This window comes from Amycolatopsis sp. NPDC043887 (genome assembly GCF_056435665.1).
In genome coordinates this window covers 14,890-31,588 of record NZ_JBWKEB010000018.1, presented here as the reverse complement: position 1 = coordinate 31,588, position 16,699 = coordinate 14,890, and the positions used below count along the sequence as shown (strand labels likewise).

At 68.0% G+C, this 16,699-nt stretch carries 16 protein-coding genes and 1 pseudogene; 7 read left to right on the top strand and 10 right to left on the bottom strand.

Annotation, left to right across the window (positions count from 1 at the left end):
- Window positions 1-207 precede the first annotated feature (207 nt).
- Window positions 208-768, top strand: a complete 561-nt coding sequence (locus AC069H_RS35540) for a hypothetical protein (protein WP_478235251.1) — start codon at window positions 208-210, stop codon at window positions 766-768.
- Between the two features lie 282 nt (window positions 769-1,050).
- Here the strand turns inward: AC069H_RS35540 and AC069H_RS35535 are convergent, their stop codons facing one another.
- The 5 genes from AC069H_RS35535 to AC069H_RS35515 all read right to left on the bottom strand — a co-directional run bounded on the left by AC069H_RS35535 (window position 1,051) and on the right by AC069H_RS35515 (window position 4,748).
- Window positions 1,051-1,746, bottom strand: coding sequence for a winged helix-turn-helix transcriptional regulator (locus AC069H_RS35535; RefSeq protein ID WP_478235250.1), 696 nt, complete (start codon window positions 1,744-1,746; stop codon window positions 1,051-1,053).
- The gene (locus AC069H_RS35530) at window positions 1,746-1,961 is read right to left on the bottom strand and encodes a hypothetical protein (protein WP_478227372.1); all 216 of its coding nucleotides are present in this window, start codon (window positions 1,959-1,961) and stop codon (window positions 1,746-1,748) included. The genes AC069H_RS35535 and AC069H_RS35530 overlap by 1 nt, the downstream gene beginning before the upstream one ends.
- 305 nt (window positions 1,962-2,266) lie before the next feature.
- The gene (locus AC069H_RS35525) at window positions 2,267-2,413 is read right to left on the bottom strand and encodes a hypothetical protein (protein WP_478227371.1); all 147 of its coding nucleotides are present in this window, start codon (window positions 2,411-2,413) and stop codon (window positions 2,267-2,269) included.
- 65 nt (window positions 2,414-2,478) lie between these two features.
- Complete coding sequence (locus AC069H_RS35520) at window positions 2,479-4,098, bottom strand: TROVE domain-containing protein (protein ID WP_478235249.1); 1,620 nt, start codon at window positions 4,096-4,098, stop codon at window positions 2,479-2,481.
- A 380-nt stretch (window positions 4,099-4,478) separates the two neighbouring features.
- Window positions 4,479-4,748 (bottom strand): DUF3892 domain-containing protein, encoded by a 270-nt coding sequence (locus AC069H_RS35515; protein ID WP_478235248.1) that lies wholly within the window; start codon window positions 4,746-4,748, stop codon window positions 4,479-4,481.
- A 199-nt stretch (window positions 4,749-4,947) separates the two neighbouring features.
- Here AC069H_RS35515 and AC069H_RS35510 point away from each other — a divergent pair, with 199 nt between their 5' ends.
- Window positions 4,948-5,478 (top strand): hypothetical protein, encoded by a 531-nt coding sequence (locus AC069H_RS35510; RefSeq protein ID WP_478235247.1) that lies wholly within the window; start codon window positions 4,948-4,950, stop codon window positions 5,476-5,478.
- A gap of 8 nt (window positions 5,479-5,486) precedes the next feature.
- Here AC069H_RS35510 and AC069H_RS35505 read toward each other — a convergent pair whose 3' ends face one another.
- The gene (locus AC069H_RS35505) at window positions 5,487-5,879 is read right to left on the bottom strand and encodes a MerR family transcriptional regulator (protein ID WP_340684016.1); all 393 of its coding nucleotides are present in this window, start codon (window positions 5,877-5,879) and stop codon (window positions 5,487-5,489) included.
- 58 nt (window positions 5,880-5,937) lie between these two features.
- On the opposite strand from AC069H_RS35505, the gene AC069H_RS35500 reads away from it, so the two are divergent.
- Complete coding sequence (locus tag AC069H_RS35500; protein ID WP_478235246.1) at window positions 5,938-7,341, top strand: MFS transporter; 1,404 nt, start codon at window positions 5,938-5,940, stop codon at window positions 7,339-7,341.
- Here the strand turns inward: AC069H_RS35500 and shbA are convergent.
- Window positions 7,328-8,503: an RNA polymerase sigma factor ShbA gene (gene shbA, locus AC069H_RS35495; protein WP_478235323.1), complete on the bottom strand. Its 1,176-nt coding sequence runs from the start codon at window positions 8,501-8,503 to the stop codon at window positions 7,328-7,330. The genes AC069H_RS35500 and shbA overlap by 14 nt on opposite strands.
- A 188-nt stretch (window positions 8,504-8,691) precedes the next feature.
- Between shbA and AC069H_RS35490 the strand changes: the two genes are divergently transcribed.
- On the top strand, window positions 8,692-8,943 hold the full coding sequence (locus AC069H_RS35490) for a WhiB family transcriptional regulator (RefSeq protein WP_478235245.1): 252 nt from the start codon (window positions 8,692-8,694) through the stop codon (window positions 8,941-8,943).
- A 99-nt stretch (window positions 8,944-9,042) separates the two neighbouring features.
- On the opposite strand, the gene AC069H_RS35485 is transcribed toward AC069H_RS35490, so the two are convergent.
- Window positions 9,043-10,557 (bottom strand): MDR family MFS transporter, encoded by a 1,515-nt coding sequence (locus AC069H_RS35485; protein ID WP_478235322.1) that lies wholly within the window; start codon window positions 10,555-10,557, stop codon window positions 9,043-9,045.
- Between the two features lie 87 nt (window positions 10,558-10,644).
- A complete protein-coding gene (locus AC069H_RS35480; RefSeq protein ID WP_478235244.1) occupies window positions 10,645-11,271 on the bottom strand; it encodes a TetR/AcrR family transcriptional regulator in 627 nt (208 codons plus the stop codon).
- 100 nt (window positions 11,272-11,371) lie between these two features.
- Between AC069H_RS35480 and AC069H_RS35475 the strand changes: the two genes are divergently transcribed.
- Complete coding sequence (locus AC069H_RS35475; RefSeq protein WP_478235243.1) at window positions 11,372-12,115, top strand: SDR family NAD(P)-dependent oxidoreductase; 744 nt, start codon at window positions 11,372-11,374, stop codon at window positions 12,113-12,115.
- 174 nt (window positions 12,116-12,289) lie between these two features.
- Window positions 12,290-13,480 (top strand): LCP family protein, encoded by a 1,191-nt coding sequence (locus AC069H_RS35470; RefSeq protein WP_478227364.1) that lies wholly within the window; start codon window positions 12,290-12,292, stop codon window positions 13,478-13,480.
- Window positions 13,481-13,843: 363 nt separating this feature from the next.
- On the opposite strand, the pseudogene AC069H_RS35465 reads toward AC069H_RS35470, so the two are convergent.
- A pseudogene (locus AC069H_RS35465) lies at window positions 13,844-14,989 on the bottom strand (DUF222 domain-containing protein).
- Between the two features lie 312 nt (window positions 14,990-15,301).
- On the opposite strand from AC069H_RS35465, the gene AC069H_RS35460 reads away from it, so the two are divergent.
- Window positions 15,302-16,678: a neutral zinc metallopeptidase gene (locus AC069H_RS35460; RefSeq protein WP_478235242.1), complete on the top strand. Its 1,377-nt coding sequence runs from the start codon at window positions 15,302-15,304 to the stop codon at window positions 16,676-16,678.
- The last annotated feature ends 21 nt before the right edge of the window (window positions 16,679-16,699 follow it).

The following is a 16,699-nucleotide window of genomic DNA, read 5'->3' as shown; positions in this document are numbered from 1 at the left end:
ACCCACCCCTCGTGGATGGGTCGTGCCGACCAGACTTCCCGGCGCTCCGCGCGTAAAGATGCCGTATGGGCGCTGCGGACGCAAACCGCGTGCAGGGCGTGGCCCTCGGTTCTCCGCATCGATCGTAAGACTTTCGTCAGGTGGGCTCTGGCATCTCCGTGACAGGCTCGGTGTGCGCCGCACAGGGTCCATGAATGAGGAGATGCGATGCCTCCAACCGTCAGGCTGCGGAGCAGGGCGCTCACCGAGCTGCTTTACGGGACCACCGGACGTCCGGCGATGACCCTGAGTGGACCGCAGACCACCGGGTGTGCTGCCGACGACGGGGTGGCGCGCGCGAAGCGGCTGCGGTGTGACGCGGCGCGCCTGCGTAAGGTCGCGGGGAAGTACCTCGAGCGAGCTGCCGAACTGGTGGCAGACGGCGAACAGATATTGGCTCAACAGCAACGGGATCTCGCCGAGATCTCGGCCTGCCACTACATGGCCTACGACGAGCTCGCGATCGCGGCGGAGTACCGAGGCAGGGCAGGACGGTTCGCGCGCGGGTCGATCGCGCACGAGGTCGAGGTGCAGCGTGCTTACGCGGCCATCAGGCGCGCCGAGGGACAGCGGGAGCGCGGAGAAGCCGTCCGGCGCCGAGGTGACGCGTTCGCGGAGATACGTCATCGAAAGCTCGCTGAAGAGTCCGAGGAGAAGGCGAGAGTCGCAGAGCTTCGAGCGTCCGAGTTACTGGAGGCCCAGGCCGGAGTGACAAGGGGAGTGCCATGAGTTCGAGTCACGGCCGACGTCCTGTTTTCGGCAGGCTGGATCCCTTCTGCCTGCTCGCCGCCGTTCCCGCTGTGCTGGTCGGAGTCCTGATGGCCACTCAGGGGTTGTGGCTGCTCGGGCTCGCCTGCGCGGTCTTCGCCGGGTGCATCCTGCTGTTCGATTCCTGGGCCAACCGCCCGGCCTCGGTATCGACGCGTCCAAGGGTCTCAGCGCGGTCTCGGAGTCATCAGCGAACGTCGTGGGCATCGACGGCCGCTCCGCGGCGGCAAGTACCGAACAGGCCTATGAGGACAGCGTCGGCGCGCCCACCTCGCTAGGATTCCCGCTGCTGGAGAAGCGGCTCGTGCCGAGCCAAGCGATGGCCTCGCGCACCGATCCACGAGGTCCGGTGATCACGATGGCCTTCTCCCGCAGCGCTCCCAGCCAGTCTGTGTGACCGAGCCAGACCCGGGCCAGCGCACCCAGAGTGCAGTCGATCCGCATCGCTTGCGGCAGCCTCGGATCATGGACCGTCGGCGCGGCGACGGACTGCGAGAGAACAAGCCACCACCAACGCGGTCCTGGCGACTCGGCGAACCGGAAATGGATCGTCACCGCGTTCGGGGGCAAACCGGACCGGTCGATCCCACGCGCGATGTCACGCAGGAGCAAGGCCGGATTGAGGTCACCGTGCCGAGGTGGCGGCAACCAGCGCGCACCCCAGTTGCCGAGGGGCTCGACGACCGCCGACAGTTCGCGGCCGGCCTCGGTCAGCACTGCGCTACTTGGCCGCCCCGACGGATGAAGGGTGACGATACCCGCTGCTTCGAGCGTCCGGAGTCGTTTGGTCAGCAACCCAGTGGACATGCCCGGCACGCCTCTCGCGATATCCACGAAAGTAGTGCTGTCGTGCAGTAGTTCACGGAGGATCAGCAGCGTCCATGGTTCGCCGACCACCTCGGCCGCCAGCGCGATCGGGCAGTGCTGCTCGTAGCGCATCACAGAACCTGGACAAGACGGGTGATCCGGTGCCGTGCCATCCGGTGCAGCATTTCGCCGAGCGCTTCGGGGACGATCTGTTCCCGAAGGTCGCGGTGGGTGGCGCGGACGATGGCGCCGACCGCGACCGGAGACAACTTCGTCGAGAACTCGCTGGCCAACCAGACGGACACGTCTTCGACGACGTCGTTCGCGCTCGGGCTCTCTACACTCATCGCTCTCCTCGCGTGCTCTCGGCCTCGGTTCATTCTTCCGGCTAGGCACGGTGGGGAACCTGACGACTACCTGACAATTGCGGGCACGCTCTCACGAAGGTCGGCGTGATTCTCCTGGTGCGGGCGGGGTAGCGGAAGTACCTTTTCCCAGGCGCGCCGGGAAGCCTGGTCGGCAGTGGACGCTCAGGCGTATTCACGGCTCAGATCACGCTCACCCGGCTCGGCCACCGGACTGGCCGCGGCGCTGATCATTGTCTCCTCGAGCGAAGTGGCTGGGACCTGACTCGTGTTGATCAAGCTTGTCGTTACGCGCGGGGGAGGCGTTCGCAGGCTGTCCAGGTGGCGATGAACGCGTCCAGCCAGCCGAACAAGGCCGCCACCCCGGACCGGACCGCGACCGAGCAGGTGACGAGCGACAGCAGCCACGCCCGGTAGGCCGCGAGCCGCCACATCAGGCAAGGCGGCCACCGAGAGCGACCGTCCGACGAGGACGGTCCGCCCCGGCGGCCGCGGTGGGTCAGAACGGCCAGTCGGCGCTCCGCCCCGCTTCGAGGAGCGGAATCATCCGGAAGGCCTGGTCGGTCAGGCCGCCGAAGGTATGCCGGTTCCCGTAGCCGGACGTCGAGTGGCCGTGCTGGTAGCCCGCGAGGTTCCACGTGTACAGCGTCGTGTCCTTCGGCACCGCCTGGTCGACGTTGCCCGCCGAGTGCTGCTCGTCGGTCAGGATCACGAGCCGGTCGTGCTCCGGCCGCAGGTGGCGCTGGATCGCACCGACGGTGTCGGTGCCGGCGCCGATGAAGTAGCCGTCGTTCTTCCACCGGTCGAGCGCGCGCAGCAGCGACTCGCCGCCGCGCACGTCGAAGGCCTTCGAACCGGTGCCGCCGTAGTAGCCGTTCGAGAACGACACGACATCCGCCGTCTCGCAGCGGGCCCCGAGCGCGATCCCGAAGATCGCGGCCGCGTCCCAGCGCATCAGCGTGCCGTCCTTGCTGAAACCGGCGTTCATCGACCCCGAGGTGTCGACGAGGATCAGGGTCCGTCCGGCGAGGCGAGGCACGTTCGACAGCGACTCGGAGATCGCCTTTTCCAGCGCGTACGACCAGCGAAGCGACGGCGCCGCCCGATACGCGGAGAGGAACCTCATCGGGAACTGCCGTGACTTCGCCACCTGCTCCGGATCGGCCAGGCGCGCCGCGACCTGCTCGGCGACCTTGTCGGACACTCCTGCCTGGTCGAAGTTCCGGAGGTTCCGCAGGAGCGCCATGTAGCCCATGGACGGGATCATGGCTTCCCAGGCCTGCGCGCCCATGGGCCCCTGGAGCCAGCCGGCCAGGGACTCCCACGTCATGCCCGCCTGCCGGAGAACCGACCGCGCGGTGTCGAGTTCGGGGCCGAGGAACAGATCCCGGCGCTTCTCCTCGTCCCACGCCATGACCTCCGCGCGGAAGCCGAGCACCGCCAATTCGGCGGGGATTTCCCGGCCGGGGTTGAACCGGACGTCGACGATGTGCTTGAACAGGGCGTCCTGCACCGCGTCCTTCGGGTCCGGGTGGGCCAGGCCGAGGACGTCGGCGAACCGGAAGGCGCGCGCGTCGGAATCCCACTTGAGGAACGACTTTTCGTGGAAGAGCCGGACGGCCGCGTCGGCGACGCCACGCTTGACCGGCTTCGGGATCTTCCTGCCGTACAAGGAGGTCCAGTACGCGAGCAGCTCGCCGGGCTCGTCGGCGCGCTGGAGCACGGAGTCGACGACGGCGCGGTTCGCGGTGGTGGCGACGTACGACTGATCGTCCGTCGCGGTGGTAAGCCGGGCCCGGACGTATTCGGCGGCGCCGACGATCGCGGCGGTACGCATGTTCGCTTCCGTGCGGAGCCAGCGCAGGAAACGCGCTGTCCATTCCGGGTCGGCGAGCGACGCCTTCCGGACGAGGTCGGCGTAACGCGTGTCGCGTTCGTCGCCCGTCTCGTAGAAGGTGTTCTCGCCGACCATGTTGGTGACCGCGAGCAGGAACAGTTCGGACTTGGTGTCCCGCCGGTAGCCGTCGCCGCCTTCGTGGGTGACGCCGCCGGGGCTTCGCTCACCGGCGATCGGTGAGCCGGTCGCCGGGCGGGTGCCGGCGGTGTTGAACTTCGACACCTCAACCCTCGTTTCGTTCGAGGGGAGCTTCGACTCCGGATGCGGCCCGAGAAAAGTCGGTGACGGTGCTTGTCCAATGCTCTGCCGACTGAGCTACCGGCAGCATGGCTGCCGGGCGGGACTCGAACCCGCGACCCTTGGAATACGATGAAGTAGCCGTCTCCTGCGCACCGGGCACATCTGAAGTTGTGGGCTCCCGAGAAATAATCGGTGACGGTGACGTAGTGACCTGGGCCGCTGGTCGACGCCGGCCGGAGCCCGCGGCGGGATTCGAACCCGCGTCTCTCCTGTGGAAGAGGAAGTAACCGTTGCCTGCGCACCGGGAGTGCTCGCCCAAGCTAACAGAGCGTTCTTGCCCACGTCACCGGAATTACCGGGTCTCAGAAGCGGGGGAGCTCCTGCAGGTTGTTCTTCCAGATCCCGTCCGCGCGCGTGCGGAGGACTTCCGGGCCGAAGGTCGGCTTGATGATCTCCACGGTCACCCGGTGGATTCCCTCGTCCGCATAGGCTTTCCCGTCATCGTCTTCGATCCACGCCACGATCGCCGAAACGAAGCTCTCGCCGTTGCCGGGGTTGATCCAGCGCAGCCTCGTGATGTTTTCGTGGAACTTCCCACCTTCGAGCCGCGCTGCGATGATCTTGATGGCCATGGTGCTACTTCTTCGGCTGGCTGCCCTCGATGCGAACAGGGGTAATGCGGTACTCGTCGCCTGTCCGCGCCTTGTTACGCCGTGCCTCGAACGTTACGAGTTCGAGCGTTCTGAGTCAGATGACGCAGACCGCGCTCGTTCCGCCATGTCAAAGTCCTCGCGCCGGCGGGAACACCGGCCGGCGGAGAGGAGAACGGACATGCGCGCTGCCCACAGGACATTCGCCCGGATCGCGGGAATCGCCTTGGCCGCGACGGCACTGGCCGGTTGCACCCCCGATCCGGCGCCGTCCGCCGCGGTGACCTGGATGAATGGATTCTGCGGCGCGGTCAAGGAGTTCATCGAAGGCAACAACAAGATGACGTCGGCGGGCGGCGAAACCGTCGAGGCCGTCAAGAAGAGCACGAGTGACCAGCTAGGGCACTACGCGGCGATTTTGGCCAAGACGGTCGACGGTCTCCGCGCACTGCCCGCGGCGCCGGTTCCCGCCGGAGACACGGCGAAGCAGGACTTCCTCGCGAAGTACACCTCGGCCCGCGACAAGACTGTGAAAACGAAGGCGGATCTGGACGCGGCGGGCGAGAACGACACGGCGGTGCAGGACCGTGCCGTCGAGGGGCTCATCGCCGCGCAAAAGGACGCCTACGGCGCGCTCGACCCGGTCGCGGCCATCCTGGAGGCTCCCGAGTTGAAGACGGCCGCGGCGACCGCGGAACGTTGCTGCCCGTGAACAACGCCCTAGCTGAGGCCACGTAACCGGGCGGCCTCGTGCTCGACGGAGGGCGGCGCGGTGGAGATCACCTGGTCGAGGGTGCTGCGGGCAGTGGTCAGTTCGGCGATCGCGGCACTGAGCCTGGCGCGTTCCCGCTGGAGGTCCAGCAACAGTTCGGGGCAGTCGGCGATGAGCTGTCCGCCCGCGGAACCCATACAGGGCAGCAGATCGGCGATCGTGGTGGTGGACAGTCCCGCGGCGAGCAGGTTGCGGATGTGCTCGACGGTGGTGACATCGTCTTCGGCGTACACGCGATAGCCGCTGGGGAGACGCTCCGGCCGCAGCAGCCCTTGTTCCTCGTAGTAACGCAGCAAGCGCTGGCTGACACCGGTCCTGCGTTCCAGCTCGCTGATGCGCACGGCCCCTCCGCGACTCGCCCTTGACTCTCACATCTATGTGAGACTTTAGCGTCACGGCATGTCCGATCGACACCTCGAAATCTCCGCCGGGCCGCGGGAATGGCTCGGCCTCGCCGTGCTCGTCCTGCCGACCGCATTGCTGTCCATGGACGCCACGGTGCTCTACCTGGCGCTTCCCAGTCTCTCCGCCGAGCTGGCCCCGAGCCCGGGCCAGCTGCTGTGGATCTCCGACGCCTACGGCTTCCTGGTCGCCGGTTTCCTCGTCACCATGGGCACGCTGGGGGACCGCGTCGGCAGACGACGGCTCCTGCTGATCGGCGCGGCGGCCTTCCTGGTCGTTTCGGTATTGGCGGCCTGCGCGCCGTCGGCCGAACTGCTCATCGTCGCCCGCGGGCTGCTCGGCATCGCCGGCGCCACGCTCATGCCGTCCACCCTCGCGCTGATCGGGAACATGTTCCGTGATCCGCGTCAGCGCGGTGTCGCGATCGGGCTGTGGTCCGCCGGCCTGTCCGGCGGAGTGGCGCTCGGTCCGGTGGCGGGTGGGCTGCTGCTCGAGTGGTTCTGGTGGGGTTCGGTGTTCCTGCTGGCCGTCCCGGTGATGCTCCTGCTGCTGCTCGCCGGCCCGTTCCTGCTGCCGGAGCACCGCGATCCCGAGCCCGGCGAACTGGACGTGGCGAGCGTGGCCCTGTCCCTGGTGACCGTGCTGCCGATCGTCTACGGCATCAAGCATCTCGCGGAAGGAGGATCGGTTGTGCCTGGCGGGATCGCCCTGCTGCTCGGCGGTGGCACCGGAATCGTGTTCCTGCGGCGGCAGCGGCGGCTGAGCGTGCCTTTGATCGACCTCCGGCTGTTCGCGGCGCGGCCGTTCCGGAACGCGCTGCTCATCCTCCTCGCCGCGCTCGCCTGCGTCGCCGGGATCTATCTGTTCGCCGCGCTTTATCTTCAGCAGGAAGCCGATTTGTCTCCGATCGTGGCCGGGATGTGGCTGGTGCCTTCCGCGGTCGCGATGGTCCTCACGTCGGTCGCGGCTCCGGCGCTGGCTCGCCGGATCCCGGTCCACCGCCTGTTCGCGTCGTCCTTGGTGGTGTCGGCGCTCGGCTTCGCCGTGCTGGCCTGGACCCCGGCCGAAGAGGGGATCGCGCCACTCGTCGCCGGTCTCATGCTCATCTACCTCGGTCTGGGGCCGGTGATGGCGCTGAGCACGGAGATCGTGGTCGGCGCGGCACCACCGGCCCGGGCAGGTGCGGCATCGGCGTTGTCGGAGACCAGCGTCGAGTTCGGGCTGGCGCTCGGGGTCGCGGTACTCGGCAGCATCGGCACCTTCGTCCAGCGTGGGCACGGTTTCACGACCGGGCTCGCCGTGGTCGCGGTGATCGGTGTGGCGGTACTGTGTGGACTCGCCGTACTCGCCGGCAGGCGGCCTGACCAGCGCCGCGCTCAGTTGCCAATCAGGCAGCCGTGAGGATCTTCCGCAATCGCGTCAAGGCCCGGTGCTGCGCCACCCGCACGGCCCCCGCGGTTGAGCCGACCACGCCGGCGGTCTCCTCCGCGGACAGGCCGACGACGATCCGCAACACGACGATCTCCCGCTGTTTGTCCGGCAGGATCCGCAGCAGTTCGCCCATCCGGTCGCTCAATTCGTTGTGCAGCGCGTGCTGTTCCGGGCCGGCGGATTCCGAGACCCCGTCGGGGACTTCGGCGACGGGTTCGGTGCGGTTGCGGGCGGCGGCGCGGCGGGCGTCGGCGACCTTGTGGTGGGCGATGCCGTAGACGAACGCGAGGAACGGCCGCCCTCGTTCGCGATAGGTCGGCAGCGCGCGGAGGATCGCCACGCAGACCTCCTGCGCGACGTCGTCGGCCGAGGCGTAAGTCCGTTCCTGTCTGCCGATCCGTGCCCGGCAGTACCGGATCACGAGCGGGCGGATGGTGGTCAGCAGCTGGTTCAGGGCCCGCTGGTCACCTCGTCCGGCGGCCGCGACGGGTTCGTCGAGGGTGTACCAGCGCGACGGCGTCACCTGTTCGGGTTCCGACTCCGCCGGGGCGCCCGGCGCCACCAGCGCGAGTTCCCTGATCATCGCGCGGTTCTTGATCCGGGACAGGGTGTCGTCGACGTCGAGGCCCAGCCTCAGCGCGTCGATGAAGGCGCTGTTGGCGCCGTCCAGGCGGTCGACGAAGCCGGGGTCGTGCTCCGCCAGACGGTCACGCGCGTGGCGAAGGGTCGCGCTGACCGCCTCGTCCGAGATGCCGAGCACGCCGGCGATCTCTCGCGACGAATAGCCGTCCAGCGCCCATGCCATGCCGAGTTGCTGACGTTTCGGCAGCTCCCCCAGCATCGTCAGGACGGACGACGCCTCGTCGGCGAGGATGGTGAGTTTGTCCTCCCGGCCGGCGTCGTCGAAGGCCCAGTCGGCCCGGGCCGCTGTCTGTTCCTTCGCCCGCCGATGCCCGACCCGGCGGACCCAGGCCTTCGGCTGGGTGATGCCCGGCCAGCCCTCGTAGGCGTTGAGCATCGCCTCCGCCGCCGCGTCCCGCGCGGGGGCCAACGCGAAGCCCGCCTTGCACAGAAAGCCGGTGAGCAGCGGAAATTCGGCGTGGAAGAACTCGTCGAACCCTTCGTGGCCCATCACCCGCACTCACCGCTCTCCGCCGCCTGACGCGAATGCCCTCACAGATCAGGTGCAGTGAGCGGGCCGCTGAGTGTAACGATTCGGTCAAGGTGATGTTTGCGTGGTGCGCCCGGCCGGATACCCGGCGTCGAGGGAGAAGTCGTTTGACGAGGAAGGGAAAATCGGGAAAAGGAGGTGATAGGAAAATGGAAATGAGGATGGCGGGTGACCTGAGTGAGGCCGCTTGCCGCGGTGAGGATCCCGAACTGTTCTTCCCGGTCACCGAAACCGGTCCCGGCGCACGGCAGGCGGCCAGGGCGAAGGCCGTCTGCGCACGGTGCCCGGTCATTTCGGCCTGCCTGGCCTACGCCGTGGAAAACGGGCTGGCCCATGGAATTTTCGGCGGGCTGACCGGCAGTGAGCGGCGCCAGGTGATTCGCGTCGGCTCTGCCGCCTGAAAGCGTTTGATCGCGTTATCGAATTTCCGTCGTGTTCTTCGTGCGCGCGAAAAAAGAGGGGCCCCGGTTCCGTGAACCGGGCCCCTCTGTCAATGGTGGTCAGGCGGCAGCGGTCTCCTCGGCCAGCCGCTCGTTGCCCGACTGTGTCTTGAGCGGCTTGTGCTTGAGGAAGGCGACGGCGACGACGACCAGCAGCGCGATCGGCGCGCTGATCAGGAACAGTTCGCTGGTCGCCTCCCCGTAGGCCTCGCGGACGACGTTCGCGACCGGTTCGGGCAGCGTGGCGATGTTCGGCACCGCGCCGCCGTCGCCACCGCCGGGCAGCGGCCCGAGCTTCTCGCTCATCAGCGCGAGGACCCGGTTCGCGAGCACGGCGCCCAGCGCGCTCACCCCGATGGAGCCGCCGAGGCTGCGGAAGAACGACAGCGTGGAGGTCGCCGTGCCGAGGTCGTGCGCGTCGACGTCGTTCTGGGAAACCAGGACCAGGTTCTGCATCAGCATGCCGACGCCCACGCCCAGCAGCACCATGTACGCGCCGAGGACGACGAGGTTCGTCTTCGCGTCGATGGTGCCCAGCAAGCCCAGGCCCGCGGTCATCAGCGCCGCGCCGAGCAGCAGGTGGCTCTTCCACTTGCCGGTCCGGCTGATCAGCTGGCCGGAGAGCGTGGAGGACACGAGGATGCCGAAGATCATCGGCAGGCTCAGCAGTCCGGCCACCGTCGGCGACTTGCCGAGCGAGAGCTGGAAGTACTGCGACAGGAACACCGTGCCGCCGAACATCGCGACACCGACGAGGAAGCTCGCCAGGGTGGTCAGGGCCACCGTGTGATTGCGGAAGAGGCCCAGCGGCAGGATCGGCTCCGCCACCTTCGACTCGACGTAGACGGCGAGGGCGAGGATGACCACGCCGGCGGTCACCAGGCCGACCGTCCACCAGGAGCCCCACGCGAACTGGTGCCCGGCCAGCGACGACCAGACCAGCAGCGTCGAGACACCGGCCATGATCAGGAACGCGCCGAGGTAGTCGACCTTCACGTCACGTTTGATCGTGGGCAGGTTCAGGGTGCGCTGCAGCAGCAGGATCGCCGCGATCGCGAACGGGACGCCGAGGAAGAAGCACCAGCGCCAGCCCAGCCACGAGGTGTCCACCATGACGCCGCCGATCAGCGGGCCCGCGATGGTCCCGACGGCGAACACGGCACCGAAGATGCCCGAGTACTTCCCGAGTTCCCGCGGGGAGACGATGGCGGCCATGATCACCTGCGCGAGCGCGGTGAGCCCGCCCGCGCCGATGCCCTGCGCGACCCGGCTGCCGATCAGGAGCTCGATGTTGCCCGCGAACCCGGCGACCAGCGAACCGATCACGAACAGGCCGAGTGAGAGCTGGATCAGCAGTTTCTTGTTGTACAGGTCGGAAAGCTTGCCCCAGAGCGGAACCGTCGCGGTCATCGCGAGCAGCTCGGTGGTGACCACCCAGGTGTAGGAGGCCTGCGAGCCGCCGAGTTCGGAGACGATCCGCGGCAACGCGTTCGCGACCACCGTCGAGGCGAGGATGGCGACGAACATGCCCATCATCAGCCCCGACATCGCTTCGAGGACCTGTTTGCGGTCCATCGAGCCCGCCGGGGCCTCCGGTTCCCGTGGTTCGGTCATGGATACGGACATGGTCGTCCCCCTTCGTGTTCTGTGGTGCCGTGCGCGTCAGCGCGCGCGGCCGCCGGGCTCCGGGAGCCCGGCGAGAAGCGTTTCGACGGCGTCGTCCAGCAGGTCGAGCGCGGACACCCGGCCGTCGTGCTGGTACCAGAGCATGAGCACGGCGTTCACCGCGCCGCCGAGCGTGGACAGCAGCAGCGCCGGGTACAGATCGGCCTTGGGATCGGCGCCGGTACGGCGCGCGATCGCCTCGATCAGCGGCGCGATGGTGTCGTGGTTCATGGCCACCGCGCGCGAATGCAGGGTGGCGTTCTCCTGAATGGCCTTCATGCGGCCGAGCCACTCTTCGCGGTTCTCGTCGACCTGGGCGAAGTCTTCCTTCAACGCGTCGGCAAAGGCGCGTGGAGTGCTGACTTCCTTCGGTGTGGCAAGGAATTTGTCGATGGTGCGCTGGGTCCGCTCGGCGGTGTCGGCGTGCGCGATGACGACAGCGTCCTCTTTGGACGCGAAGTAGTTGAAGAAGGTGCGCGGTGAAACCCCCGCCGCCGCGCTGATGTCCTCGACCGTCACCTGGTCCAGGCCGCGTTCGGCGACGAGCCGGACGGCGATGGTCGCCAGCGCGCGGTGGGTTTCCAGCCGCTTGCGCTCGCGGAGACCTTTGACGGGTTCGGGCATGAGCACCACGATACGCCCGAAAATGCAGATACTGCAAAATTGCAGTCTGTGAAACGTGCCACTGGTGGACGGCGCCGGGTCGCCTGGCAGACTGCGGCGGGTGAGCGGAACGGTGCTGGTACTGGGCGGACGCAGCGAGATCGGCCTCGCGGTCGCGGAACGGCTCGCCAAGGGCGGGGCGCGCCGGATCGTGCTGGCCGCGCGACGGAGCGCGGACCTCGGCGCGGAGTCCCGGCGACTGCTTGCCGCGGGGGCGGAAACCGTCGAAGCCGTCGAGTTCGACGCCGACGACCTCGCCGGGCACGGCCCGTTCCTCGAGAAGGTCGTCTCGGAACACGGGCCCCTCGACGTCGTCGTCACCGCTTTCGGGATCCTCGGCGACCAGGCGCGCGCCGAAGCGGACGCCGCTCACGCCGTCGCGATCGTGCACACGGACTATGTGGCTCATGTGAGTGTGCTGACGCATGTGGCCAATGTGCTTCGTGAGCAAGGAAACGGAAGCCTGGTGGTCTTCTCGTCGGTCGCCGGGGTGCGGGTCCGACGGGCGAACTACGTCTACGGTTCGGCGAAAGCGGGTCTCGACGGTTTCGCGAGCGGCCTGGCCGACGCCCTGCACGGCACCGGCGTGCACCTTCTTCTCGTCCGGCCGGGGTTCGTGATCGGGCGGATGACCGAGGGAATGTCGCCCGCCCCGTTCTCCAGCACCCCGGACCAGGTCGCCGACGCGACGGTCGCCGCGCTCCGGAAGCGCCGGGGAACCGTGTGGGTGCCGGGACTTCTGAGGCTGGTGTTCTCGGTGATGCGCGTGGTGCCACGCGCGATCTGGCGCCGGATGCCCCGGTAGGGGAGCGCTGCGCGGTCGGTCCGGCACTCGGTGTCGCGGCCGGTTGTCTGCTTGATCACTCCGGCTGGTCCGAACGGGCTTTAAGACCCGGTTATGACACGTTTCTCAGGTAATTCCCAGCTAACGCGGTGATCCTCGATCACGGGGGATCATTCACGGAAGCGGGGAGAAGTCGTGCTGCTCACGTCGCGAGGACGGCGGATCGGCGGCCGCGTCGCACTGGGCCTGGTGTCGACGGCCGTACTGGGTGTCACGGGTTTCGCGTGGACCCAGTTGAGCCGTTTGGACCAAGCGATCGTCACGGCCGATGTCATCGCGCCGTCCGCCCAGGTGCCCGAAGGGCCGGCGGGTGAACCGCTGAAGGTGGCGCAGAACATCCTGCTCGTCGGAATCGACTCCCGCACCGACACGAACGGGAACCCGTTGCCGCAGAACGTCCTCGACGCGCTGCACGCCGGGGACAGCGACGACGGCGGTGACACCACCGACACCATGATCGTGGTCCACATCCCGGCGGGCGGAGCGGGCGCGACGGCCATCTCGATCCCGCGCGATTCCTATGTGGACATCGCGGGCGGGCTCGGCAAGCACAAGATCAATTCGGCGTACAGTCGCGGCAAGAACGCCGCGATGAACTCTCTGCGCGCGCAGGGGCTCTCCGGTGCGCAGCTCGAGGTCAAGGCCAACGAGGCGGGCGCCAAACTCACGATCCGGACGATCGAGCAGTTCACCGGGCTGTCGATCAACCACTACGCGGCGGTCAACCTCGCCGGGTTCTCCGCGCTGAGCGAAGCCGTCGGCGGGGTCGAGGTCTGCCTCAACGAAGCGGTGCAGGACAAGTTCTCCGGGGCGTCGTTCCCGGCGGGCAAACAGCTGCTTTCCGGGCCGCAGGCGCTCGCTTTCGTGCGGCAGCGGCACGGGCTGCCCAGCGACCTCGACCGCATCGCGCGGCAGCAGGCGTTCCTTTCGAGCATGGCCAAGACCGTCCTGGACGCCGGGACGTTCACCGATCCCACCAAGCTGAGCGATCTGGTCGGCGCGGTGCAGGGTTCGGTCGTGCTCGACCGCGGCTGGGACGTGCTCAGCTTCGCGCAGCAATTGCGGGGGATGAGTTCCGGGGCGCTGAAGTTCCAGACGATCCCGGTCCAGAGTCTCTCCCTGCCGACGCCGTCGGACGGCGACGCGGTGAAGGTGGATCCGGCCGAGGTGCAGGCGTTCGTGAAGGCCGCGCTGAACTCGACGAGCGTCGCCGCGGTGGGGGAGCCGACCGGCGGGATCGGGATCAAACCGGTCGCGGCCACCTCTTCCGTTGCAGCGCCGCCTTCGTCTTCCACACCGGCCGCGATGGCGGGCTGCGTGAACTGAGCGGTCAGCTTTCGGCCAGTTTCGTCCGGCCGTCGACGATCGCGGGGCCCAACTTGACCTGGGTGTCAGGCACGATCTCGCCGCTGGTTGCTCGTGAGACGCGAGGGCCCGGGATACCGGAGCGCACGGGTGCCGGTCATCGCTTCGATCGGTTCCGCTGGGCTGCGGGCGGGATGTAGCGCCGCGAATTGCTCGCAGATCGTGCTGTAGACCAAGAGTGATCCGATGCCGCCCTCAGCCACCAGGTGCGCCCGGCCGTCGACGGTGATGGTCTGGGTGCTCAGCTCGCCGCCGGAGGGCTTGTCTGAACTTTGGACATGCCGAGGGGCCCGTCGCCGGTGTGGCTGGCGGGCTCTTCGGGGTTCAGCGGTGATGCAGGGTGTTACGCCGAGGGTTTCGGAGCGGATCTCGGTATTGGGGCGGGATGAATTCCGGTAGCCCGTCGGCTGTCATGCGGGCTTGCCAGTCGCCGTGGTGGATCAGTGATGAATGTGATGGGCGTGGCAGTGCTTGGGTTTCTGGTGGCACCCGGGGAATGCGCAACAGCTGTCGCGGATGTTCAACGCACGTCGTTGGCCTGGCGTGATGAAGCGTCGTAGCCGTCCCGCATCGAGGGGTTCTCCGGCGGCGCTCATCACCACGGGAAGCATCAGGCAATCGCAGGCAGCCAGCCGGGCTTCGCGGGCGGTCATCGTGCCGGCGAAGTCCGGGCACGCGGTCCCGAGGCCGGTTTTGAGTTCGTCGAGGCCGATGGTGACATTGACGAGGGTGCGGTAGCCGCTGGTGCCGGGCTGGTCGGGGCAGGCGATGGCCAGGTCGAGGATGTCGGCCCAGGCATCACCCATGCGCTCGCACTTCATCCGCGGATCCGCTTGGCCGAACTCGTCGACTGGGCGGGGCTGGGCGTAGGCTCCCAGTGCGGCGGCGGTGCGGGCACCGGTCTCGTCATCGAGCAGACCAGTCAGCTTCCAGAACCCGTCCTTGCGACGCTCCAGGGTGATTTCCCGGCGCGGCTCTTTGGGTTCGGGATCCTTTGGCTCGTTGCCGTCCGGGTCCAGCAACGCCAGCAGATTCGCTTCAGCTTCCGCCAACTGGCGAGGACCGGCGTCGCGGGCGAGGGTGGCGAGAATCTTCTCCGCACTCGCCCGATCCTCTGCGGAGGTGTCGGCGGGGAGTTTCTTCAAGAACTCCAGGATCTGATCGATCCGCTCGTCCCCGACCAAGCCTTCGGCGGCGACAACGGCAGTAGCCGGTGCCACGGCAGGAACCTCGGTGCCGTCCAACGCACGCGTGGGATTCAGCGCGATGGCCCGGTTCACCACCGAACGGGCTTCACCGACCGACAACCCCGCGATATCGGCGAACCAGTTGGCCGTGCGGCCATACCCGTACAAGTCCTTGACGCCCCGAGACTCGATCTCCGCCAGACCGCTGCACGCCATGCGCAAGCTCCAGCTTGCCGGCACGCCACAACTCCTGCGGCAACTCGGGAAGGAAAGCCTCGGACACCCCTCAACAATACCGCAAAACAATCGAACAAGCGTTCGCAATTTTAAGCAACAAGCGAAACGCGCGAACAACACTGAAGGGTGATTCGGTCGCGAAACCACGACTACCCTAAAGCAATTAGTCGGCTAGTTGCGCGGGACGACGCACACGTTCCGCCGGGAGCGAGCAGGCCGGGAGCAAGTAGCCGGCTAATTGCGAAGACGGGGCACGAGGCGGCCACCACGGAAACCGGCCCCAAGATTCTTTTGAACCGCGCCGCGCCGCCGTCCGTGTCACTGGCGTCGGGGAAGTCGCCGAGACGGGGATGGTGTGATGAAGCGCTGGACGATTCTGGTGAGTCTCTCCCTCTGCCTCGCCGGTTGTGCCGCGACCGTGGGCGGGGTGGCGCAACCGGTGGATCCCACCCGGGTCGCCGGGCTCGAGATCACCGACGGCCCCAGTGGTCTCAAACCCGGCGTGCTCGACGCCGGTCTCCCGGTCGACGGTGGTGACGGCGGGGAGATCGACAGGCTCGCGGCCAACGCCGTGGCCGACGTCCAGCGGTACTGGCGTGAGTATCTGCCCGCGACCTTCGACCGCGAGTTCCGGCCGCTGGCCACTCTCGTCTCCTATGATTCGGCGGGTCGCGGGCGGGAGATCTGCGGGGCCTCGACGGCCGGGCTGGTGAACGCCTTCTACTGCTCGGGGCAAGACGTCGTCGCGTGGGATCGCGGGGAGTTGCTGCCGACACTCAACGACTCCATCGGCCCGGCGGCGGTCATGGCCGTACTCGCCCACGAGATCGGCCACGCCGTCCAGTTCCGGCTGGGTCTGCCCGCCGCGAGCCCGTCGATCGTCAAGGAGCAGCAGGCCGACTGCTACACCGGGGCGTACTTTCGCTGGGTCGCCGAGGGCAGGTCGCCGATGTTCCAGGTTTCCACCGGCCGCGGGCTCAATGAGGTGCTCACAGCACTGTTCCAGATCCGTGACTCCGCCGGGGTGGCTTTCGACGACGACGACGCGCACGGCAACGCGTTCGATCGGGTTTCCGCGTTCCAGTTCGGCTTCACCGACGGGCCCGCCCGGTGCGCCGAGATCGACGAGCGGGAAATCGAAGGCCGGAGCACACAAGGCGGATTCGGTTCGGCCGGGGAGAACGTCCGCCTCGACGATCGTCAGGCACTCGCCGACCTCACCACCAGTCTGCGGCAGGCTTTCCGGCTCGCGGCCACCCCGCCGACGCTCACCACCGGAGCGGCCTGCGGTGTGACGGCGGAGGACGCGCTCGCGTCGTACTGCTCGGAGTCCAACCAGATCAACCTCGACCTCGACGGCCTCGTCCGCATCGGCACCCCGCCGCGCCGGGGGCGGCAGGGCGGCATCGGTGACTTCGCCGCGTTCGCGGAGGTCGCGTCGCGCTACACGCTTGCGGTCCAGCAGGAGGGCGGGTTCCGGCTCGACGGTCCGGTGGCCGCGCAACGCACGGCCTGCCTCACCGGCTTCTGGGCGTCGACCATCGTGGACGGCGGGGCGCTCACGTTGTCACCGGGCGACCTCGACGAGGCCATCGCCGAGATGCTGACGCGGAACAGCCTGATCGCCGCGGACGTCCGGGGCCGGACACTCCCGGCAGGCTTCGCCAGGGTCGCCGCCTTCCGTGACGGCTTTTCCTCCGGCAGCCAAAGGACTTGCGGCGACAAGTACCGCTAGACGCAAGTCCGTGAAGGCCTC